This window comes from Clostridium sp. DJ247 (assembly GCF_014231265.1).
Window position 1 is genome coordinate 40,293 of record NZ_JABAIW010000006.1, and the last position, 24,867, is coordinate 65,159.

The 24,867-nt window shown below is 31.6% G+C and carries 12 protein-coding genes and 1 pseudogene; 3 read left to right on the forward strand and 10 right to left on the reverse strand.

From position 1 onward, the window contains the following. Positions 1-6: 6 nt before the first annotated feature. The 9 genes and pseudogenes from HGI79_RS04045 to HGI79_RS04085 all read right to left on the reverse strand — a co-directional run bounded on the left by HGI79_RS04045 (position 7) and on the right by HGI79_RS04085 (position 17,277). On the reverse strand, positions 7-1,419 hold the full coding sequence (locus HGI79_RS04045; RefSeq protein WP_185649380.1) for a PTS transporter subunit EIIC: 1,413 nt from the start codon (positions 1,417-1,419) through the stop codon (positions 7-9). A 22-nt stretch (positions 1,420-1,441) separates the two neighbouring features. Beyond that, positions 1,442-3,118, reverse strand: coding sequence for an alpha-glucosidase (locus HGI79_RS04050; protein ID WP_185649381.1), 1,677 nt, complete (start codon positions 3,116-3,118; stop codon positions 1,442-1,444). Between the two features lie 16 nt (positions 3,119-3,134). Then, entirely contained in the window at positions 3,135-3,980 is an 846-nt protein-coding gene (locus tag HGI79_RS04055; protein WP_185649382.1) for a Cof-type HAD-IIB family hydrolase, read from the reverse strand. A gap of 128 nt (positions 3,981-4,108) precedes the next feature. Further along, complete coding sequence (locus HGI79_RS04060) at positions 4,109-4,858, reverse strand: MurR/RpiR family transcriptional regulator (protein ID WP_185649383.1); 750 nt, start codon at positions 4,856-4,858, stop codon at positions 4,109-4,111. Then, positions 4,845-5,612: a MurR/RpiR family transcriptional regulator gene (locus tag HGI79_RS04065; RefSeq protein WP_185649384.1), complete on the reverse strand. Its 768-nt coding sequence runs from the start codon at positions 5,610-5,612 to the stop codon at positions 4,845-4,847. The genes HGI79_RS04060 and HGI79_RS04065 overlap by 14 nt, the downstream gene beginning before the upstream one ends. Before the next feature lie 49 nt (positions 5,613-5,661). Next, positions 5,662-6,578 (reverse strand): annotated as a pseudogene (locus HGI79_RS04070) (glycoside hydrolase family 36 N-terminal domain-containing protein); the annotation flags it as partial. Positions 6,579-6,916: 338 nt separating this feature from the next. Then, positions 6,917-8,272, reverse strand: a complete 1,356-nt coding sequence (locus HGI79_RS04075) for a cell wall-binding repeat-containing protein (RefSeq protein WP_185649385.1) — start codon at positions 8,270-8,272, stop codon at positions 6,917-6,919. Between the two features lie 102 nt (positions 8,273-8,374). After that, positions 8,375-15,373 (reverse strand): TIM-barrel domain-containing protein, encoded by a 6,999-nt coding sequence (locus HGI79_RS04080; protein ID WP_185649386.1) that lies wholly within the window; start codon positions 15,371-15,373, stop codon positions 8,375-8,377. Between the two features lie 260 nt (positions 15,374-15,633). Next, on the reverse strand, positions 15,634-17,277 hold the full coding sequence (locus HGI79_RS04085; protein WP_185649387.1) for a response regulator: 1,644 nt from the start codon (positions 17,275-17,277) through the stop codon (positions 15,634-15,636). 224 nt (positions 17,278-17,501) lie between these two features. Here HGI79_RS04085 and HGI79_RS04090 point away from each other — a divergent pair, with 224 nt between their 5' ends. Further along, a complete protein-coding gene (locus tag HGI79_RS04090) occupies positions 17,502-18,797 on the forward strand; it encodes an ABC transporter substrate-binding protein (protein ID WP_185649388.1) in 1,296 nt (431 codons plus the stop codon). A gap of 21 nt (positions 18,798-18,818) precedes the next feature. Then, positions 18,819-20,684, forward strand: a complete 1,866-nt coding sequence (locus HGI79_RS04095; RefSeq protein WP_185649389.1) for a sensor histidine kinase — start codon at positions 18,819-18,821, stop codon at positions 20,682-20,684. 189 nt (positions 20,685-20,873) lie between these two features. Here the strand turns inward: HGI79_RS04095 and HGI79_RS04100 are convergent, their stop codons facing one another. Further along, a complete protein-coding gene (locus tag HGI79_RS04100; RefSeq protein WP_185649390.1) occupies positions 20,874-23,174 on the reverse strand; it encodes a glycoside hydrolase family 66 protein in 2,301 nt (766 codons plus the stop codon). Between the two features lie 1,143 nt (positions 23,175-24,317). Here HGI79_RS04100 and HGI79_RS04105 point away from each other — a divergent pair. Further along, positions 24,318-24,821, forward strand: a complete 504-nt coding sequence (locus tag HGI79_RS04105; protein WP_185649391.1) for a PTS glucose transporter subunit IIA — start codon at positions 24,318-24,320, stop codon at positions 24,819-24,821. Positions 24,822-24,867: the final 46 nt, after the last annotated feature.

Genomic DNA, 24,867 nt, shown 5'->3' on the forward strand with positions numbered 1-24,867 from the left:
TTTATTTTAATCAGGAATTGTAACTTCTTTCGGTACTGCGAATATACTTGCAAGTATAAATGCTAATGCCACTGTACTTAATGATATTATTGTATAGAATAATATCTGTTTTGCATTATATATATACATTAAATATGATGGCACAACTGCTAGTCCATAAGAATTTGATTTAACATTAAATATTGATAAAAATGCTGCTCCTAAACCTGAAGTAAATAATGTTACATATAGTGGTCTAAATTTATATCTAATTAATATACCAAATAGCGTTGGTTCACTGATACCAAATAGTTGTGAAAGCATTGCACCTATACTTGTGGCTCTAACCTTTTCCTGTTTTGATCTCAACGCAAAAGCTAAACAAACACCAACATTAGCAAATCCATACATTGCACATAATGTAATAAGTGGATTAAAACCTGTATTAGCAAGAAGTGACGTTTCTATCATTATAAAGGTATGATGCAATCCTGTTAAAACGCTTAATGGATATATAACACCTATAGCAAATCCCCCAATACCAAAAGGTAACTGAATCAATTTTTGTATAAGTCCAACCATTCCAAGTTCTATTGTATGCATAACAGGTCCAATTCCAAGGAAAATTACAAGCATCATAATTAACATTACAAAAAACGGAGTAAATATGAAATCTAAAATATTAGGCATTATTTTTCTCAATTTTTTCTCAAGGTTTGCCCCTAAAAAACCTGTAACAATTGCAGTAAGAACGCTACCTTGACAACCTACTATTGGAATAAATCCAAAAGCTTTTAAAGCTTTTACTCCACTTGTTGGATCTGCAACTGCATATGCATTAGGTAATATTGGTGATACTAACATTAGTCCTAAAACAATTCCAATTACAGGTGTACCATTAAAAACTCTAAATGTTGACCAACAAATTATAGCTGGTAAAAATGCGAATGCTGTATCTGTAAGCACTGATACCAAAGCTTGTACATAATTAGGAATACCCGCTGTGGATGCTCCAAATAGTGCAAGTACAGAATTATTAAATATAACTCCCTTAAGTCCCAAAAATAGACCCGTAGCAGCTATGATTGGGATTATTGGAACAAAAATATCACTTAATATTCTCATTAACCTTTTTATCCCTCTTTCATTTTCTTTAATCAGTTCCTCTTGTTCTTGTTTTGTTCTAGTGTTTAATCCCATCTTCTCTATTTCTGCATAAACTTTATTAACTGTTCCAGTTCCTAAAATAATCTGATATTGTCCTCCATTAAAAAAGACACCTTTTACTTCATTAATCTTTTCAACTTCTTTATCATCAATGCTATCGCGATCATTTACTATTATACGTAATCTTGTTGCACAATGAGTTATAGATACAATGTTATCTTGTCCAACTATATTTATAATTTCCTTTGCAATATTTGAATACTTGTTATCCATTTTATAATTTTCCCCTTTTCTTCTATTTTTTTACTTTATAAGTTATAAGTAATGCTTGATAAGGCTTTAACATAACCCCATCTTCTCTAATATCTGCGTCTTTAAGATTATTAAATATTACTTCTATATCTTTTATATTTAAAGCTTCAAAAACGTTATTTTGACTAAAATTAAAGTAGCAATATATAATTTGGTTATGATTTTGTCTTGTATAAGCAATGATTTCATTACTTTTTGTATCTATCGGCTTAATATCCCCATAAGTTAAACATTCTGAATAAACACTATTTTGCCTAAAATCTATCATATTTTTATAAAATTCAAATATACTATCTTCTTTCCCCACTTGAGCTTCTGCATTAATTTCTTTATAGTTATCGATCATACCAAGCCATGGCTTCTCAGTGGAGAATCCACCATATTCAGAAGAGTTCCATGGAAATGGAGTTCTTGAATTATCACGGCTTCTAAGATTTATAATTCTTAATGCTTCTTCTTCTGTAAATCCTTCTTGAATTGATCTATAATATTGATCTATACTGGATATATCATTAAATTCATCAATTGATTTTCTTTCAAAATTAGTCATACCAAGTTCCTGACCTTGATATATAAACGGGGTTCCTCTTAACAAAAAGTACATAGCACCAAGCATTTTAACTGCATCTTTATTATTTTCCTGATCTAATAAATATTTAGAGGTTGATCTTGGTTGGTCATGATTTTCAATAAAATTTGCACCCCATCCAAATTTTTGAATGTTTATTTGACTGGTCATAATTTTCTCTCTTAAATCCTTTACACTCCAAGGCATTCTTTTAAACCATTCACTACCTGAAGCAATATCAAGATCTGCATACTTAAAATCAAATATCATTGAAAAATATCCATTTTCCCCAATAAAGTCATCAAGCTCCTCATATAATACCCCAGGTGCTTCAGCTACTGTTACACAATTATGCTTGTCAAAAGTTTTACTCTTAAGCTCATGTAAAAATACTTCTATACCAGGTTGATTTCTAGAGGTTTTAGTACATTTAACTAACCCATCAACTCCATCACTTTCAAGACTTTTAAAGGTTAAATCTTTCTTAATGAATGTAATTGCATCAATTCTAAATCCTGCAATCCCTTTTTCCAACCAGTAATTTACCATGTTGTACAAATCATTTCGTACCTCTTCATTTTCCCAATTTAAATCTGGCTGTTTCTTACCAAAAGCATGAAAATAGTATTCATCTCTTCCATTTACTTTTTCCCACACACTGCCGCCAAATACTGATCTCCAGTTGTTAGGTACTTCTTTTCCTTCTTTAAAAATATAATAATCATGATATTTACTATTAGGATTATTAATTGCTTCTTTAAACCACTCATGCTCATCAGATGTATGATTTATAACTAAATCTAATATTATCTTAATACCATATTCTTTAGCTTTTTCTATAAGTTCATCTAAATCTTCCATGGTTCCAAACTCAGGTGCTAAATTAAAATAATCTGATATATCATATCCATTATCATCCATAGGTGATTTATATATTGGACATATCCAAAGCATGGTAATACCTAATTCACTTAAATATTCCAGCTTTTGAGTAATTCCTTTTATGTCACCAACTCCATCACCATTACTATCATAAAAACTTTTTGGATAAATTTGATAAACAATTTCTTTCTGCCACCATTGTTTCTTCATAATTCCACTCCTCTTATCATATAATATTTCTTCTTTTTAATTCTAAATAAATGCCATGATTAATAGGCTCTTCACAAATAGAATCTACATATTTAAATATTTCTTTGCTACCACACCTCATCCCAATAGCAGTACCTGCTTTTTTTAGCATATCTATATCGTTTCTTCCATCTCCAAAAGCCATAGTATTCTTTATTGGTATATTTAAGTATTTGCACATTTCTATTATTCCATCACCTTTACTGCAGTCTTTCTGAATTATTTCATAATAGTTGCGTGTATCAAATTTAAAACATTGAGCTAGTCCAATTTTTTCTGCTGAAAAAATATCCGAGATTCTTTCAAATATTTCTTCATTTGACCATAGACAAATTTTATTAACTTTATGAATATTACTATTGAATTTGTGCATATTATCTTCATAAATTATTTTTTCATTGTCTCTAACATATTTTTTTTCTTCACTTGTCAATAATTTAACCTTTTTTTCATTTAAACACTTTAGTATCTTAACTGCTTCTTTATTCATGAAGACGATATCATTAGTTTCAAAAATAAAAGCAGTTTGTTTATTTATACCTTTTAAATAAAACAAAACTTCTTCTACTTTATTTTCCTGAAAGAATTTTTCTCTTATAACTTCATTTTCAAACTCAATATAAGCTCCTCCACTTGCTATAGTTCCATTCATTTTTAACTCTAATACATCATCATAAATAGCTCCAATGTTTCTTCCTGTACATAAACATATATAATATCCTTTTTCTTTGCACATTTTTATTGCAGTTTTAGCAGTGTCAGGTATTCCATAAGATTCATCTCTTAAAGTACCATCAATATCGAAAAATATTATTTGATACACTTTTTACTCCCCCCCTCACTTCTAGTGTAATAATATCAGACATAAAAGAGGCAATCAATACGATTGCCTCTTTTAAAAAATATGTACTCACTTAGAGCAAATTTTCACTTTTTGAAAATATGTTCACATTACAAATTATTCAGATATTCTTGATATTTTAAAAATAATAGCTCAATTAAAATAAAATATGGCGTAGAAAGTTCATAATTAATACAATCTACTTGTAGTTGTATTGAATTAATATATAAATTTTCATCACATAAAGATGCTAAAGTATTATTTTTCATCCTTGTTATAGATAACGTTGGTATTCCACTTACTCTTAGTTTCTCCGCTAATTTAATGACATCTTCTGATTCTCCCAAAAGAGAAATAATTATAAAAAAATCATCACTTTTTACTAAATTATTAATTGAATCGACCATATCATACCCATGTATATGATAAATTATCTTTTGTGTTGGCAGGAATATTCGCTTAAATTCACTAGCAACTCTAGCTTGAGCATACCCACTTCCATATACAATAATTCTTTTGGAATTATATATTTTATCAAATATACTTTTGCAATTACGTTTTTTTATAACTTCAATCATTTTATGATAACTATCAGTAACATTTAATAAAAAGTTTGTGTCTTCATTTTTAATATCTTCTGCTTCAAGACGCAGTATTGCTTTTAATTCACTAAATCCTTGTAATGAAATTTTCTTCGCAAAACGAAATAGTGTTGTTGTTGATACATTACATTTACGAGCAAACTCTTCTATAGAAAATTTATAGCAGCTATTTTTATTATTCATAATAAATTTGCAAATATGCTTTTCATTTTCATTTAACTTATCATAATATCTATTTATCAATTCATCGATTTTCATACTTTAAACCTCTTGCATATTCCAAATAATTTACAAATAATATATCTAAAAGTATATAAAATGCTGCTGTAATTTCATAATCTAAATTTTTATACCCGTGTAGCATTTTGGTTTCTACATAGAGATTATACTTGCACATTCTTGCAATTGTATTATTATCAAAACGTGTAATAGATAGTGTATTTATATTAGTACTCTCTATTGATTTTAATATATCAATTCCTACTGGTGTTTCACCTGAAAGTGAAATAATTATAAATAAGTCTCTTGATGCGAATTTGTTTTGCATAAATTGAACTTCACCTAAATCAAATAAATGAATTACACATTTTCCTGTTGATAAAAATATGTGTTTAAACTCTTCTGCTTCTGTTTTTTGTGAATTCCCAGTACCATAAATGTAGATTGTTTCTGCATTATAAATTAAGGAGCAAATATCATCATATTTATGTTTTTTCATTTCATCAATTATCTTATGATAACTTCTGCATGCCTCTTCAATATCAATATGTAAATTTTTACAATTGCTGTGTTCTTGAGATTTTAACAAATACTTAAATTCTGCAAAAGACTTCAAATTTAGTTTATGACAAAATCTAAGTAATGTTGTTCTTGAAACATGACAATTTTTAGCTAATTGTTCACAGGTCAGTTCAGTAACTTCACTTTTATTTTTAGAAATATATTTGAAAATCTTATGATCATTTTCCGTTAACTTATCATAATTTGCATTTACTAATTCATCTATTTTCATTTTACTTACCTCTATCTACATGTTTCTTTTAAGCAAAATATTACACTTTTATTACTGCTTCTGGAGTTTGGAAGGTTTCACCAGGATCTAAAAGCCAACTGAAATCAAATGGATTTATTCCTATTTGAACTCTAGAATTTTTGTACTGATCTACCTCTACATTTGCCAGAAAGTTACCACTATAAACTAAGCTCAATCCATAGACATCACCATGATGCTCATCAGCATTCTTTCTCATAAGAGCAATAAATGGATTTTGGTAATGACTGCTTGCCCCTCTTCTACTTTCTACTAATTGACTCCCCATTGCCAAAGGCCTTCTTATAACATGTCTCTCTCTCTTGCCCATGCACCAGATAGTTGAAGCAGATCAAATCGATCATCATTAAAATCAACGTTTGCACTTAAAGCTCTTAGTACTTTAACTTTGTCGTTACCTTCATTAATAAAGCGAATTGATCTAGTTATGGCATCATAATTATTAAACGCTGTATAACTAACAATAGCTTTTAAGCCTATAAACTTATCAACTAACACAATTTCTAATGTATCTGCCTCTTCCTCATTTTCTACATAAGTAGCCGGCAATCCTGATAACTTAGTTTTACCCTTAAATATTCTGTGGGAATCATATACTAAGTCAGTAATTGTAGTTCCATTACTAAGCTGTATTTGATATGCTGGAAATCTTAAATCTGTGTTTCCGTAAGATGGATATTCCTGTGGAATAGCCTCTAAACAGATATTTTTATCTTTATCAGTAGTAGCAATGAAGCTTCTCCACTGTTCTAATCTTACAATATAGTCCAGATCAGAGCTTCTAAGCTTTTTTCCCCAATACAAATGAGCTAAATGTCCAGTTTCTATAACCTTAAGTATATAACTAGTATCCTTTGCTCTTAGGTGAAATGTCTTATTGTTTTCTTGATAAATAATACTTATAGTACCTCTCCTTATAGTATACATTAAGCTTTGCTTTATAACTTAATTATACAAAATGTTTTGAAGCAGTAGAATTTTTTCGATAAAAAATAGGAATTTTAGTTGTGTACTAAAAAAGGAGATTGCTCATGTCGCATATTTATGCATTATGATACATCCCCTTTATCTTTTTATCCGATGACTATCCGCTCTAATACTCGTATTTTTATAGGAAACTCCTCTTCTGAGGAGTAAGCAATTCGCACAAAATCATAGATTTTGACTCTCTGCTTAACTGGGAGTAAAGAGCGGCTACGTCCCTGGATTCGTTCAACTAAGAATCAGTTGGGGCAAAACCCAATCTGATTCAAGTTTCACTTTATTTAGTTAACACTGAATTGACTTAATTGAATTTTGTTACCATTTAGATATATTTCACCTTCATAATTACCTGAATCTAATGTGGTTTCGAATTTACCTGTACCATTAGTGAATTTTAGTTGGTTTATATATTTGTAAGTAGAAGTATTCTGTAAATTAATTTTTATTGTAATATCTGTATCTTGTACATCAGCGTCTGTATAAGTTATAGTAACCTTGCTACCTTTTACTTGTATCAATGGATTCGTTCCGTATGTTTTAGTAGTATCTACTGTTGAACCACCACCGCCACCACGGCTTGAATTTCCAGGATTTGTAGGTTTCTGTGTGTCTTGCTTGTCTGCAACATAGTTTTTTACACTTTCTACTACATTATCGGGTAATACTGATTGCCCACCAAGGCCAATACTTGCTGTAGTACTTTTTACCTTATCTTTAATATAGTTTGCTATTGCTTTAGGTAATGTTTTGTAAGTTAACAATAATGGTGCTCCTTTCTGAGCTGCTAAGGCTGACCCTGAAAGTGCATCCGCAAACTCATCGCCTGTAGGGCCATCTCCAGCTGCTAAAAAAATGTTATCATATTTAATATCACTATCAAATTGTTTTAAAACAGCCACATTGGTTTCATATCTGTCACTACCTCCAAGTCTTATAGAAGGTTGAGCTGCTATGTTATTTATAGAACTTTCAACATTTGATCCTATAACCCCTTGAAGACCTATTATATATGCATTTGATGTTTTTCCTTCAGACATGAATTTACTTACACTATCTGGTAAAGCATCTTTGTCTGTTAACAATATTGGCATACCTTTAATACCAGCTATAGAAGATATAGATAAAGCATCTGCATAATTATATCCATAGGTTATAAACACAGATTCACTATTTCCTAATTCCTCTGCAACCTTAGCAGAGGTTTCAAATCTATCCTTACCCCATATTCTTTTAACCTCTGGCTTTACACTTAAGGAATTAGAAATAGCATTTGCTACTTCATCAGTAACTACTGCATTACCTCCTACTATTACTACATGTTTAACTTTTAATCTTTCAATTTCAGCTTTGGCAGCGTCAGATAACTTATTACTTTCCGTTAAAATTACAGGAGCATTATATTTTTTAGCTAGTGGTACTGAACATAATGCATCTGCAAATACAGCACCATTAGCTATAACTACATAATCTGATCCTTCCTTCCATCCACTTTTTGAAATATTAGCTGAGGTTTCATATCTATTAGTTCCACTTAATCTTTCACTTGCAGGAGTGACATTTCCATCTGCTGATACTATACTACTGCTTCCCATAATAGCTAAAAGAGCACATAAAGCAACTAATTTTTTTATTTTCATGTTTTTTCACTACCTCCTTCTTTTTTCTTTAAACTAGTTCATAGTTACAATTAAGGATGTAGTATAATGTATTTTTTAATATACTACATCCATCTAAAACTATTACTTTGTTACAGGGATTTCGATATAATTTGAAAGAGGTTTTCCATATTCTAACGTATCCCATACCATAGCCTTAACTGTATAGTTATCGCCTAATGGTATTGTAAAGCCTCCATCCATTTCTACACTCTTTCCTGCTTCTATAAGCTGGCTGCAGGTTACATAGTTTATAAACTTATCACCTTGGAAAAGAACTACTATTAGTGTAGCAGTTTTAGTTTCATTTGCAGTATTTGTAACTTTTATTTTTACATCTGCGTCACTTCCCGCCTTAAAGGAAGACATATTTGTTTCATTTTCTACCTTGAATTCCGAACCAGTAGGTTCACCTTTCTTCTGCACTTTTACTTTAATTTCTGCTTTTAAATTACTATTATTTTGATATTCTACTCCGTCTACTGTAGTATCTAGTGTTCCTTCTAATGAGTATTCTCCTGCTGTATTGCCATCATATTTGCTTGTATCCCATTGTACATCCATGGCTACTTCTTTTCCATTGTCAAGTGTTACCTTTACTGTACCTGGAAGTCCTATTGAGGATGCTTTTGTTCCATTTGCCACTGTGATTTTCTGTAATGGAGCCACATTTTTTACAGTTTGTGTACTGCTAATAGCGCTCTGAATGCTAATGTTTTGGGCTGTGTCTGTAGATACTTTGCTAGTTCTTAAATATACTGTCTTAGCATTGCTATCATAGTACCACACGTCACTTCCAGCATTAAGTTCATCAATAGAGGTAACTTTTGTTAAAATTACATCATTACGTTTTACTTTTGTAATAGCTTGATCCATTGAGTCTACTTTAACCTGTGCTGCCCACACTCTATCTGTTACTTTTCCTACATAACTACCTTTTATAGTTCCAATATTTAAATTGATAGTTCCATTATCTTTCTTCGTTGTAATATCTGTAGTTGCTGATTGATCTTTTTCATAGCTATAAGTATTTCCATCATCTTCGTATAGTGAGAATTTAGTTTCTTCTCCTGATGCCTTTGGATATACTTTTAAGTTAATATAATCATCTGCTTTCTCTCCTACATAGTTCATGTCTTGTGCCATAGGGATAATAGAACCTTCTTTTACGAATACAGGGATTTTGTCTAATGGCGCAGCGTAGTTCTCTACTGTTTTATTTCCTTGATATTGAGTTCCGTCATTCCAATCATACCATGTGCCTTCTGGTAAATATACATTTCTGCTGGTAGCTCCTTCAGTGTGTACAGGTGCCACCATCATAGAATCTCCAAACATCCATTGATCTTGTAATTTTGCTACTTGTGCATCATTTGCATAATCCATGATTAATGGTCTCATAATTGGTTTATTTGTTTCGTAAGTATCTTTTGCTGTAGTATAGATGTATGGTAATAATCTATATCTTTGTTTGATAAGATCAGTTGTTATGCCTTCTGCCTGTTCTCCAAAGACCCATGGCTCTCTTTCTCCTTTTCCTTGGTTTGCACTATCGTCACCATGTGCTCTAAAGATTGGCATAAATGCAGATGCTTGCATCCAACGTGTATAAAGCTCTGCACTTGGTGGTCCTTGTCTGAATCCGCCTGTATCATTTGTAAAGTATGGTATACCAGACATTCCTGTACTTAAACCAAGCTCTAAATTCTGTGTAAATGCATCCCAGGTAGCGTTAACGTCTCCAGACCAAACTGTAGTACCGTATTCTTGAATTCCAGAGAATCCAGATCTTGCTAAAGACCATACTCTTTCATCTGTATAACTTCTTTGTCCATCATAGAAAGCCTTAGCTTCATTTAGTGCGTATACATTACGAATTTCCGCTGCATTTCCTTCCTTAAATTGATCTCTTAAAGAGTCAGTAGCATTCTCTGGTTCATTTAAGTCAATCCATGAGCCTTTAACACCTGCATCGTGTAATTGTTTTACTTTAGATGTATACCATTTTCCTGCTTCTGGATTAGTATAATCTATTAAACCAGACTTTCCATACCATGCATCATAAATAACAGTTTTACCAGAGCTATCTTTTACAAAATATCCATTTTTATCTCCTTCTGCAAATATATCAGAAGTTACCATTACATATGGGTCAATAATGTTAGTTATTTTAATTCCTTTGGCAGCAAGTGCATCCATTGCTTCCTTTGGATTAGCAAATTCTTTAGACCAAGACATATCAAAATAGTGGTTTATTGATGCCCAGAATACATCTAGTACCATTCCATCTACTGGAATTCCTTTTTCTCTGAATTTGTCTACCACTTGATTTACTTCATCCCAACTCTTGTATCCAAACTTAGATTGAATATAGCCTAAGGCCCATTTTGGAGGCAATGGTGCTTTTCCTGAAAGTTGTGCATAATTTTCCATTATTTTATCTAAGCTTGAGCCATTCATAAAGTAATAAACCATTTCTCCATTTGGTGCACTAAAGGAATACTGATCTTTGTTAGTCGCTCCCATATCAAAGGTTGTGTTTTCATAAGTATTATCAAAGAAGATACCATACCCTTTTGTACTTGCAAAGAAAGTTCCTGATTGATCAGATACATTTCCAGAGGTATCTCCACCTACCATATTATTTTTCATTACTATTTTTTGGCCTGCTCTATCAAGTGTCTTTGAATCACGATCCATTCCTAACCCATAGAAATGTTCATCTTGACCCATGTTCATTGTCTCATATACTCCAGTATCCCCATCGTATTTCAATCCGCCATTTTCTGGTTCCCCTGTGATTAATTTTGTATTTGTTGCATCATAATATTCAATTCTAAATGGCGCTTTATACGCTCTTATGGTCAAAGCACTGGTGCTTACTTTAATGTAATCCCCTTCATCTGTAACTTTAGGAGTAACTTTTGCACTTTCGTTGTTAACTACAAAAGATTTGTCCTTATTGAATATTCCTGTAGGCTCCATCCATACTCTTGCAATTTCATCGTTCATAAAATCTACTTTTACTTTATGAGCCTGTTCAAAGTTGAAGATTACTCCAGTTCCTTCTAATGTCACTGTATAAGGATTTTCTGTGCTTAAATTTCCAAGAGAGGATGCAGTTTGATAGTCTGCTGGATTAGATTTTACAAGTTGTACATCATCAATATCTAAATTACTTCCAGCTTTTCCATCCACTAAAGTTCCTAGTTTAATAACTTCACCATTTTGCACTGTAACATTTGGTAATGCAATTGTTGTCCATTCACTAGATTTAGGAATTGCTACTTTTTTTGTTCCCCCTGCATAATTCACATATAATGAAGATTCGTTGAAATCACCCTTGCTTCTTACCTTTGCTTTTAATGTATAGGTACCCGCTCCTGGCGCAGCATATTGCCATAAATCTGAATTATATGCAGCATCTCCTGCCATTCGCACATAACTGCTACCATTTTCCTGTTGAATGGATTGATTTACCATGTTGTTACGGCTCCAGTTTTCAAATCCAGCTTCAAAATCTGCATTATGGATTGGTACTCCCGTATCCTCTACTTGTTCACCGATTTTCTCAATCTTTACATTATCAATTTGTAAAGATGTATCCCCCTTCGGCACTATTGTATGGAATTCTATATTCATTTCTCCGGCAGTTACATCTGCTTCTACAGTAAATTGTTTATAGTCAAATTGATCTGAATCAAGCTTACCTGTATCCTTATTTGCATCTTTTACTGTTGGATTTATCACATTTGGCGTAATATTAGTAACTGCATCTTGCAATCCTGGTTGTGTTATTTTAAATTCACAGGTTCCACCCTCAAAGTTTGGATAAGTATGTGGCATTAATTTTGCCATAACAGTTACTTTGTAATGTCCATCTGCCACATTGGTTATTTTTTGACTTATTGTGGCTTCTCCTGCTTCTGGGAAATAGTTATATAATTTATTTCCTTCGTAAGCATCGTTGCTATCTGCTCCCCACCAACCATCTCCGACTTTATTCCATCCTGTTGTACCATTTTCAAATCCTCCATTGATAATAGTAGCTTCACTAGCCCCTGTAATCATTTCAATGGAATCTAGGTTAATGGATCCTGTTTTTCCTTGTATAGTTATTAAGTTAATTCCTTTTTTAAGAGTAAGAGATTGTTTTGCAGTTCCCCATTTATCTAAAGTATCCGTAGTTGGTAACTCAACTTCTTTTGTATCAATGGTATCTCCGCTTACCTTATCTCTTCCATAAAAGTTAACTACAGCAGCACCGTCACCATTGGCATAATTAATATTAAATTTGTAATCTCCGTCTTTTGGTGCGTCTACAGCAAAGGTCACTTTGTCATCAGCTGTAGAAATGCTTTCTATATATCCAGAACCTGTATACCCGGTATGATTATTGTTAAATTGTGCTCCGCTTATATAGTCTGCACCGTTAAATTTAGCACCTTCATAAGAAGCAGTTTCTGCCTGATACTTTTTAATCTGTGCTGTTGGAACTACTTTGATTATCGCACAATCATGTGGATCTAACACAACCGTATGGGATTTTTTGGTTCCTAAGTCCTGATGTGCCCATAAATCTCTTACAAAACCTTGGTTGATTCCCAATTCCTTATGGAAATCAAAAGTGAAAGCTTTTTGCTCATCTGATCGATTGAATAATCCAACTACATAGGTTCCGTCTGGCAGCTGTCCTACCCATCTTTCACTATCACGACTCTTATTATCTTTGTAATGTGCACTGGTATTAAAAATAGGCTTACCTGAAAGACCCATTTTATTCAGTTCTATTAACTCTGGATTTTGATAAAAGCTTGCTAAATCTCCAATGGTATCATATTGGTCTGCAATAGTGATTGGAGAACCCGCCATAGTGAATAAGGAAATCTCAGATTTTCTTTCGTTATCCGCATATTGTCCACTGAAGGTATTCAATCTTGTAAAGTCACCGTCATTGATTAAGCTTCCTATACCATTAATATCTGCAAATCCAGTGAACCCTTGGAATGCACCAGCCCATTGTGACCATAACTCGCCCTGCCAGTTTTGTCTTCGTCCACTTGTATGATCCCATCCACCAGCAAAAACATCCTCATCAATTCTAATCATATCTCCATATTTACGTTCGATGTCACCGTGATCCTTAAGGTGCGGCATAACTAAGCTTAAAACCATATCAGTGCCAGCTGCTTCACTCATCCATTTTATGGCTTTATCATATTGCTCCCTTGTATGTGCTTCTCCAAGTTTACCTAAATTTATGTCTGTTCCTGTTTCATACCAGGATAAAAAATCTACTCTTAGGAAACTTGCGCCTTGATCTTTAAAGAACTTTACATATCCTTTTATGAAGTCTTCTGCACCCGGAGCATCTACATTTAGCCAATATAAGGCTCTGTCATTTCCTTGTCCACCATTAAATCTATCTCCTCCTGCTGGATTACCATTTGGGTCTTTAATTATAATATCTGAAACTTTTATTTCTGGATGTCCTACTACTGTATATTTATCTGGATTTTTTACTACTTCAGGACTGACCCATAGAGGATTATAATAAACACCGTATTTTAATCCTTTACTCTTAGCATAATCTGCCCAGAACTTCCAGGTGTGTCCGTTTGGATATTTCTCTGTTGGATACTGCCATGCTGGTTCTTGTCCTTCTGGTATAACAGCCTCTACTTTTACATCATCTAAGTCAAGACCTCCATTTGCTCCTTTTGCATCATAAGCAAACTGTAAATTTAATTTTCCAGCTGTAACTTGCACTTCTATTTCGTAATTTTTCCAATCATAACTATCTATGTTTATTACCTGTTTAATGGTATTATTAGTTGTATTATTACTATCTACGTTTATCGCCTGCCCAGTGGTATTATCGGTTGTGTTATTACTATCTACGTTTATCGCCTGTCCAGTGGTATTATTGGTTGTGTTATTACTATCTGCGTTTATTGTCTGTCCAGTAATATTACTGGTTGTATCATGACCACTGATAACCATTTGTGCAGTACTGCCATCTGTTAACATATCTCCTTTCACCTTGGCTTTTGCACTTATTTTATAAGTTCCATTTGGCAAATTTAATATGTCTTGACTAATGGTTTCACTATGAGGAGCATCAGCCCATGTCCAAAGAGAGTGCTGTCCTTCTGCTTCAACATTTCGTCCATGCAATGCGTTTCCTACAAAATTCCACCCCGTAGTTTCATCTTCTTCAAAATCACCATTTACTGCCTGATTTCCTACAGGCATAGTTGTGGTAGCTCCTCCAACTGACTCCAAGGTAATGTCATCAATTTGAAATGATGTGTTATCACCTTTAGCATCTAAATAAAATTCTACTTGAAGTTCTCCATTAGTAATATCTGCCTCTACTTCATATTGAGCATATCTCCATTCCGTTTTATATTCATTCTGTGCTGGTTCTATAGCTTTAATTACTGGATTCTTGCCTGGTTCACCTACTCTTATTTCAGCTTTGCTTCCATCCGTTGTAAAGTTTTCATCTCCACTTAATTTCACCCAAGCAGTGAGCTTATAAGTACCATTTTCTAAACCTGATACAGTTTGTTTTAAGCTATCCTTATGAGCTCCATCGTTATATATATAATATTTACTGCCATTATGAGCATCGTTCGCATCTACCCCATGCATACCATTACCATTAAATTCCCAGCCTGTTTCTCCATCTTCAAAATCTCCGTTAACTAACTTTCCACTTGAGGTATTACTTCCTCCATTTCCAGACATATCAAGAGGATTTGTCATCCAATGGTCATTATGTGAGACAACATAACCATTTGGATTTAACATAGTGGCTCCCTCAATCCAACCATCTGTAGAAACCATATCATATCCATATGGTAGGAAATTGTTAGCCATCCAATCAATATTATCCTTAAATCGCTGCTCTGGCATATATGTATTTTTTGTCCATTGATGTTCGTAGCTCATCCAATACATCGGACCTGCACCTTGTCTTGTGAATTGACTATCCCTGGCATATACCTTTTGTGCCGATGATAAAACTGCAGCTAATGCAGCCACACATAAAATTCTTTTTACCTGTTTTTTTATCATATTTTTCCCCCCAAATCTATTATAATAACAAGCAACCTTATTTTACAGTTAACTCCTTTTTCTTATTCATACATACTCTCCTTTCTTTAAAAAACAAAGTATATGTTTTAATTGTATATGTTTTCATTGTAATAATTAATAGAATATTTAATGATTTTGTGTGATTTTTTTATACATTAAATAAAAATATCGCTGGTGTTATAAAATTTTATTAAACACCAACGACATTTTTAAATTAATATTTAAAGCATTTTAGTTACCTATTCCTCATCTAATAAATCAGCTGCAATTATATTTCTATAATTTGTAGGAGACGTTCCTACAATTTTTTTAAAACAGCTGCTAAAATATTGTGCATCATTATAACCAACCTGAAATGCAACCTCATAAGTTTTAAGATTAGTTTCTTTTAAGAGCTTTTTCCCATAGTTAATTCTTACTTTTGTTAAATATTCAATAAAAGACTCTCCCATCACATGTTTAAAAATCTGACTAAGATAGGCAGGACTAATATGAACACTTTCCGCAACCATACTTAAACTTAATTCCTCCTTGCAATAGTTAACATCAATGAAATTCTTTGCTTTTTGAATAAAGTTTTTATTGGCTGTTTTTTGTCTTAAGTTAATGAATTCAATAGTACTTTTAATAATACCCTTAAGTTTTCCTTTTATATCTTCAATAATATCAAAATTTAGAATACTTAACTGTATAAATCTGTCTCCATATACCCTTTCAGCATCACCATCAAATTCCATTACAATTCTTATTAGTTTACTAATAATTTCAATTAAGAACAGATGAATATCGTCCCTTTTCAATAAGTGATTTTTAGTCATTATATCAAATAAGTTATCAGTAACCTTCATAGCTGATTCTAAATCTACACTTTTTACTGACTTTACTAACTCATTTACTTTTTTAAAAACATCTGAGGATAAGGATACCTTTGAAGTGGGCTTGATATCTTCAATATAAAGAATGCTGTTTTTCCCAAAAGCAGTTCTATACTCTAAAGCCTCTTCTGCTTCCTCATAGGATTTATGTACATCATTTATATTTTCACAGCTTCTTCCTATTCCTATACTAATGCTTGTCTTGAAAAATCTTCGTATATATTCTTGAATATGCTGTACTAAAGGGAATAGAGTAGACAAATAATTTGATAACTGGGTTCCATTATAACAAAATAGAATTCCAATTTCATTTGACTTATCTTCAAACATAAAGAATGTCCCTTCTATTGATGAAAGGATTTCCTTAGTTATATGCTGAATTGCAAACTTAATTATGTTAATGTCCTCTTGTTTTCGTTCTTCTATTAAATTAAAATAATCATCTAAGCTAATAATTATACAAAAAAACTTCTCTGCTTTGATGGAAATATTCAAATAGTCTAATCTGCTCCAAATTTCATTTTCTTTACAATTGCCTTTTATTAGACTGAGAAAAAATCGCTCTTTTAAAAGAGGTAAACTCTCATGAATTAATTTGGAAAATTTTTTAATTTTCGTCCTTTCTAATTCTGCATTTTCTAGTTCTTCACTTACTTCTTTAAGTACAGATAATAATTCTTCAACTTTTAAGGGCTTAATCAAATATCTAAACACACCAATTTCAATTGCCTTTTGTGCATACATAAATTCATTATATCCACTTAGAAAAATAAAAATAGTTTCTGGGAGAATTCCTTTTACCTTTTGAGCGAACTCTATTCCATCCATTATTGGCATATATATATCCGTCAATATAACCTGTGGCTTTATGTCTTTTGCAATTTCAAAGGCTTGTTTACCATTCACAGCCTCTGCTACAATGTTATATCCATACTTATTCCAATCAATGTACTGAATAACGCCTTTTCTAATTATTTCCTCATCATCTACAATCATAATATCATACATGTAATTCCCTCCCGTATAAATAATTCATACTATGAAAAACCAGATATTCTTCTATGATTTATCCAAATTATAACATATTTTTAGAATATAATACCATTTATGATACTTCTTTGTTGAATAATATTATACTATGATATATAATAATAATAAACTAAAAAAACGTTTTCTTGGCTATTTAATGGATTTAACAATATACCAAACCCTATATCCGAGGAGGTTTCGTTATGCCACGCAAAGCAAGAATAATTGCAGGATTATTCTTCATCATATTTACCTTTTTTTTTATATTTACCTATAATTTTGTAACTAATTCTAAATCTTACTCAAAGAGTAACTCCACTAGGAAAAAAACAATTGTTTTTTCTTATGGAGGCAATGACCACTTTAGCATTTTCAAAAGAAATGCAGCTCTTTTTGAACAGGCTAACCCAGATGTTAAAGTGGAACTAAAACAACTTCCTGCATCTACTGACGCCCAACATGATTACTATAAATTCATATTATCTTCTAACACAGACAATATAGATGTTTTTTTTGCTGATGTAATTTGGACCCCTGAATTTGCTTCCTTAGGCTTAGCACTTCCTTTAGATAAGTACTTTACTGAAGATATGCAAAAAGAGTTTCTTGAAAAATCAGTTCAAACCTGCTTGTACAAAGGACAAGCGTATGCAGTTCCAGGCAGAGCTGATATTCCATTGCTTTATTATAGAAAAGATTTAATTCCACATCCACCTAATACTTATGAAGAATTAATAGAAATGTCAAAAAAATACTCAAACAGCCCTGGAATAAAGTATGGTTATTTATTTCAAGGTCATTCATATGAAGGAATAGTCTGCAATGCCTTAGAATTTATATGGAATAACGGTGGGGAAGTTATTAAAGACAGAAAATCTGCAATTAATTCTCCTGAGGCATTAAAAGGACTACAGTCCTTTATAAACGTTGCAAATTTTAATACAAGCTCCTCAGAAACATTAAATTTTCAGGAAGATGACGGTTTAATGGCATTTCAGGATGGCAGTGCCTTATTTATGCGTAATTGTGTTTATATATATCATCAGCTATGTTCTAAAGATTCTAAAGTGAAAAATAAAGTTGGAATTGCTCCTCTTCCCCTAGGTCATAATGAGGAAAATAACATTGTTACCTTAGGAGGATGGAATTATATGATTAATAAAAAATGTAAAAATCCTGAACTTGCATGGCGATTTATACAATGGATGACTAGTTATGATTCTCAACTTGAAGATGCACTTATCGCAGGTGAAGTTCCTACTAGAAAAGATATCTACGATAACACTACTGGGAATAAGGAGGAAGATATTTTACTTAATAAGTGTAAAAATATCTTAAAGTCTTCAAAACTAAGACCAATGTCTCCCTATTATCCTTCTATTACAGAATCCATGCAAAAAAATTTCAAAGATGCTATTATCAATAAGGTTAGTGCTGAAACAGCTCTAAAAAATATTCATGATGATTTAAATTCTATTCTCTCTAAATCTGATAAATAATTTGTTGGGAGTATGTATATCATGTGGAAGACCTATATTTGTAAACCTTTTAAATGTATAAAGGATAGATATTATAACTATTCACTGAATTTACAAATTAATATAATTATTGGTTTAATAACATTAGTTGCTATTATATTTATTATTTCAATATATTACATAAGAACCCTAAATTATGCAGAAAAAACCTTTATTGATAACGGAAATATTATGCTTCAAGAAACTGTAGATAAAGTAAATTCAAGGCTAAAACTTGTTGAAAATACAGTGTATATGCTTTCTACTGATTCAAGAATCCAGGACTACAAAAAAGTAACTGAAAATGATATAAATAGCTATCTTAATAATTGTATTTACTTTAATAATTATGAAATACATCAAAATGGTATAAGTTCTGTAAATAATCTAATTGACGATATTATATTTGTTACAGATAAAAATACATTTATTGCTAAAAGACTTCACTTTACAGTTTATAATATACATAAACAATTAGAAAATCAGTGGTTTAAACAGGCTTTTAATAATAAAGAAACTCTAGTATGGACTAGTTGTTCTTATAATGAATCCACCGAGAGTATTTTGAAAATCAATGAAGGAGAATTAATTGCTAAATTAAATCAATTTATGTTAATACTTTACGTTCAAAATTATAAAACTTTTGAAAACATTGGTTATGTTGCCGCAAGCGTTAACTCTGAGAATATGTGTAAGTTAATTGACAATATAAAGTTTGGTGAAAAGGGTTGTTTATATATTATTGATGATAAAGGCAAAATAATAGCTAGTAAGGATAGAAATAAACTTTTAAAAAATATACACTTTGACTCCTATTCAGTTAACCAAATACTTAAAAATAATAATAATCAAGCCCATTTTAAAGGAAAGATTGATAAAGACAGTTATTTTATATTTGATGCTCCGTTATCTATAAATAATTGGAAACTTATTATTACTATCCCTGTTACTGAAGTTCACAGTTCCACTAAAGTTGTATTACTTTCAATTATCATTATAGGGATTATGTGCTTTCTTGTTATTATAGCTATTAGTACCCTAATTCTCAAGAATCTTTCTTTACCACTGAAAAAAGTGCTAAAATCTATTGAAGAAACAAGAAAAGGGAATTTTACACAAAAATTAGATATAAAGGGATGTTTTGAAGTGAATCAACTAAGTACAGAATTTAACTTTATGTTAGATAAAATTAATAATCTACTTAATCAAATTGTAGATAAGCAGAAGGCTGTTAACAAATCTGAATTAAAAGCTCTAAGAGCACAGATCAATCCTCACTTTTTATATAATACTTTAGATTCAATCAAATGGCTTACAATTTCAAGTGATACAGAAAAGGCATCGGAACTTACAACTGCACTATCAACCTTCTTCAGGATCGGACTAAGTGGTGGTAATGAAGAAGTCTCCATAAGAGATGAAGTAGAACATATAAGACAATATTTATTTATTCAAAAGCTAAGATGCGGTGAAAGGCTAGACTATGTCATAGACGTGGATTCAAATATAGAAAACATGAAGACTCTGAAGCTCATTCTTCAACCAATTGTGGAAAATGCCATTTATCATGGATTAGATAAAAGCGAAACTGGTGGTTTTATAAAAGTATTAATTAAGAAAATAAATAATACTACAATAGTCTATGAAATTTTCGATAACGGAAAAGGAATGAGTCCTCAAGCTCTAGAGTTACTTACAAAAAAGATTCAAGATCCATTAATCGAAAATACTGCTGATCATCATGGATATGCTATTAGGAATGTGAACCAAAGAATAAAGTTAAGTTATGGAGATGAATATGGTATAGTCTACAAGAGTAAATACGAAATAGGAACTAAGGTTATTGTTTCAATTCCACTTATTCAATAAAAATAATAATTGCTATTCAGAAGTATTCCAAGATATTAATAATTTAAAATAAACTAATAAAGACAGAGTTATTTTATAAAATAACTCTGTCTTTATTAGTTTATTTTGAACATTAACATAGGCATTCCAAGTATGGAATGCCTGAATAGTAATTTTTCATTTGCAGTTTTATTTTATATCAATTGAAAACTAATTTTTCCAAAGCTCAACATCATCTATCTGTAGATTTGTATTGCCAGGTGCAGAAATATAAAAGGCTATATTAACTTGTCCATTTGTAACATTTACAGTGCCTTGTATCTGCTGATATGTGCTGCCACTGCTGATATTTGTATATGCAGCTGAACCACCATAATTAGTTAATTCCATCCTACAAAGTGAAGGTGTTCCTGTATTTTGCTTAACCCAAGCACTAACTGTATAAACACCGTTTGAAAGACCAGTTACTGTCTGTTCAAGCTTCTGTGTATAAGAATTGGTATTAAAGAAATAAGCTTTAGAGTTACCACTATGAGCATCGGTTTGATCAACACCATAGGAAGAACCTGTTGCTGTCCATCCTGAACTAGTTCCATTTTCAAAACCAGAGTTTATAATAGTTCCTGTTGGCATTGTTCCGCCAGCTTTATTAATATAAATCATATCCCAGTATTGTAGTGTAGGAACTGTAAATGTAATGTAATTTCCCCCAATATCAGATCCTTTTGTAAATTGTACGTTATAAGTCTTTCCATTGTCGTAATCCGGTGAAGCAAAGGATACACTACCAACTGGATCTGTGTAGTAATACTTAACAGTAAAATTAGATAATGCAGTAGGTACTGGATAATCTGCATTAGTGTCTCTCCAAGAATTATTTGCTTCTCCTTGTAGGTTTATCAAATGGATAATCTCATAGTTTGAGTCCTTTTTAGTAAATGTCCATACTTTATTTGCCTCGCTGGTGGTGCTTGTAGCAATAGCTTGTGAATTTGAATCTTGTAATGAAACTGAATTTGCTGTATTGTATTGTCCATCACGTAGTATGTTTTCATAAGCAGTTAAAAAGTCATAATATCTACGTTCTTTTTGTTTTAAATCATCACTCATAATCATATTGCGATTTGGGAAATATTCACTACATAGCATTCTTGTGTCATCACCTAATTCTATACGGGATCCACCGCTGGCAAAAACTGCGGCATCAGTTAATAGTACTCCAGGTGTGTTCATATATCCAGGACTAGCTTCAGTATGTGTCTTTGCTGCATCATAATTCATATATGCAGGAACAATTAAAGATCTGCCATTTCCTTCATCCCTTGAAGTATCAACTGCACGCTTTAAATCATTGTAGGTTACAAAACCATCCCATGGCCATAGTTCTGCATATAATCCATCCGCATTGCTTGCAGCAACTTGATCATGACCTTTAAATCCAACTGGGTTAAATAAAAGCTTTTTACTACCCATTCTACTTTTTGCATAGTTTATAAAAGGTTTAAATGTATTTGTTATAGAAACTTCCTGACCATCTGTTGTGTATTTTGTTCCAAAATCTCCAACAGAGTCTTGATGCCATCCATCAAAAGGAAAGGCAGTAAATACATCCATTTCTCTGTTCAAAATATAGTTCTGCCAGTCTGGGTTTGAAGAATCAAAGAAGTATAAAGCCGGAGATGACCATCCTGGTGGCATAGCCATATCCCATTGTGAACCTCCTGGACTGTTAAGTAACGCCCAGTTGTAGTCTACTCCGCTTCCATCTTCACCATAACCAGCAGTAGCACCATAAATAAGGTTATATTGCATACCAGCTATGTTACTTGCATGACCAGCATTTAAATAGTCAATAATGGTTTGTCTGTATACGTCTTCGCCAGCAAGATTCTTCCAACTGGAGTCAGGATTTGTTGGACTTCCGCTAATAGGCATATGATGTTTATATTGCCAATCATAATATTGAATTGCATTTATGTGATAATTCTTTAACTGCCATATTACGTTGCTGCTGACATCTGCTGACTGTTGTCCATATTTTGTTATATATCCATAACGAGGGAACTTCAACCAGTCTGAGGATACATCCACAGCTGTATTCATATTATCGATTATGTTTCCTGCGGAATCTTTTGCCCAAGCTTCCACCATATACCCCTGATAGTCTGTGCTAGGAGGAGTCCACGTAAAGGTTAAGGCAGTTGTTGCACCTGGAGCAAGCGTAAACGTTTGTGTAGAAGATGTAGAAATTTCATTTTCAAGGTGTTTAAAATATAAAGATACTGATCCATTGTTTATGGATGCACCAGTGTTATTTTTAAGATCAACATATATTGTAACTACATCTCCCGGATTATACCTTGATTTGTCAGTATTAACATTTGTAACAATATTACCAGTACTAGCAGCTTTTACTACAGCCCTTGGTAAATATGGTACTGAAGAAGTAGCAATAAGCATAAAAGCTAGAAATAACCACATTATTTTATTATTAGTAATTATTCTATTCATAATTTATCTATACCCCCTGTTTAAATATTTACCTTTTTTTATTGTTATTACTTATAGGTGTATACACTATAATTCATGTTATATACATTGAAGAGCTTTGCAATTACCACAAACATAGATGACTCATAGAAAACATTTTCTCTATATACTAAGTTTAAAAATAGATGATGAATCTCTAAGATTTGTTTTAAGTTTTGCTCACTTATAGTAAATAGAAAATTTACTATTGAATGTGGTAATTACAATGTTTTGCAGAAACAATTTTCAATAAGCTTCGTTAACAGATCTAATAGACAACATGCTAAAATACTTAAAACATATATTATATAAAAGTTGGACTAATAACTTTCAGCACTGTATTTTTTCTAATATAAGTAGAGAACGTTTTCTTATAACTTATATTTAGATATCAGTTTGTAAGAAAACTACGTAAAATAAATGCTGACCTTATTCTATGGGAATATAAATTTATCTTGGAAAATGTCACAAATAGGAAGTGAAATATCGAATGAAAGTCTTAAAAATCCAACTGACTCTAATGCAACATATTGTATAAATTATGGTTATGATATAGGCTGTGTTGCTAATAATCTTATTGAAAAATGTTTATTACATACCCTAACGGGTGAAAACAGGTTTTTGTGGTTAACTATACGATTTAATACTACACTCCTTTCTTTTTAAAATATAAATGTATACGTTTCCGCACATCATTTAACATTTTTGGAAACGTATACATTTATTATATTATGAAATAAAAACAATGTAAATATATTTAATTACTATTTTTTGTTAAATACACATGCCGGTGTTTTTTATACTTAACTTTCACTAGTTAACATAATGGACTTTAATAAATATAAATTGAGTATGCATCTTAATAATTTTTTTCTTCAGTGGCCTCTTTTCTCAAACTCTTTATCAATTTAAATAACATGTTTCATTTATTTATAACATGTTATTTTTTTCATTGTAAATGTTTAAATAACGAAATATTTTTAGTAAAATATCAATATAGGTAATGATTATTTTTAAAACATAAACTAATAAAATCAATATTTTAAATAAGCTTACTATTTTTATTATATATAAATAAACTTAAAGTAAGAAATATTAATTTATATTTTTATAGGGGGTATTATAGTGTTAAGAAAGATTAAAGATTTTTTTCTAAATAAACAATCAGAAAAGCAAGTGGAAAACAATAGTTTTTTAATTCCTGTTTCTGGACAACTTATAAATTTAGACGAAGTTCCAGATGAGGTATTTTCTCAAAAAATAATTGGTGATGGTTTTGCCATAAATCCGGAAGATGGTGATGTTTTTTCACCAGTAGATGGTTTAATAACAGGAGTATTTCCAACAAAACATGCTATTTCATTAAAAGATAATTCTGGTGTAGAAATCTTAATTCATTTTGGACTAGATACCGTTACTTTAAATGGTAAAGGTTTTACTACCTATGTGGAGGAAGGAAGTATAGTAAAAGCAGGGGATCTGTTATTAAAGGTGGATATAGATGAAATAAAAGACAAGGTACCCTCTATAGTAATGCCTGTAATTTTCGTAGACCTTAATGGAAAAACATTTAAATATAATATTGGAAAAGTTGTGTCCAAACAGAATGGAATTGTAACTTTGCAATAATATTCATTTGTTCAACAATTATCCAAATATTGATATATATGCGGAA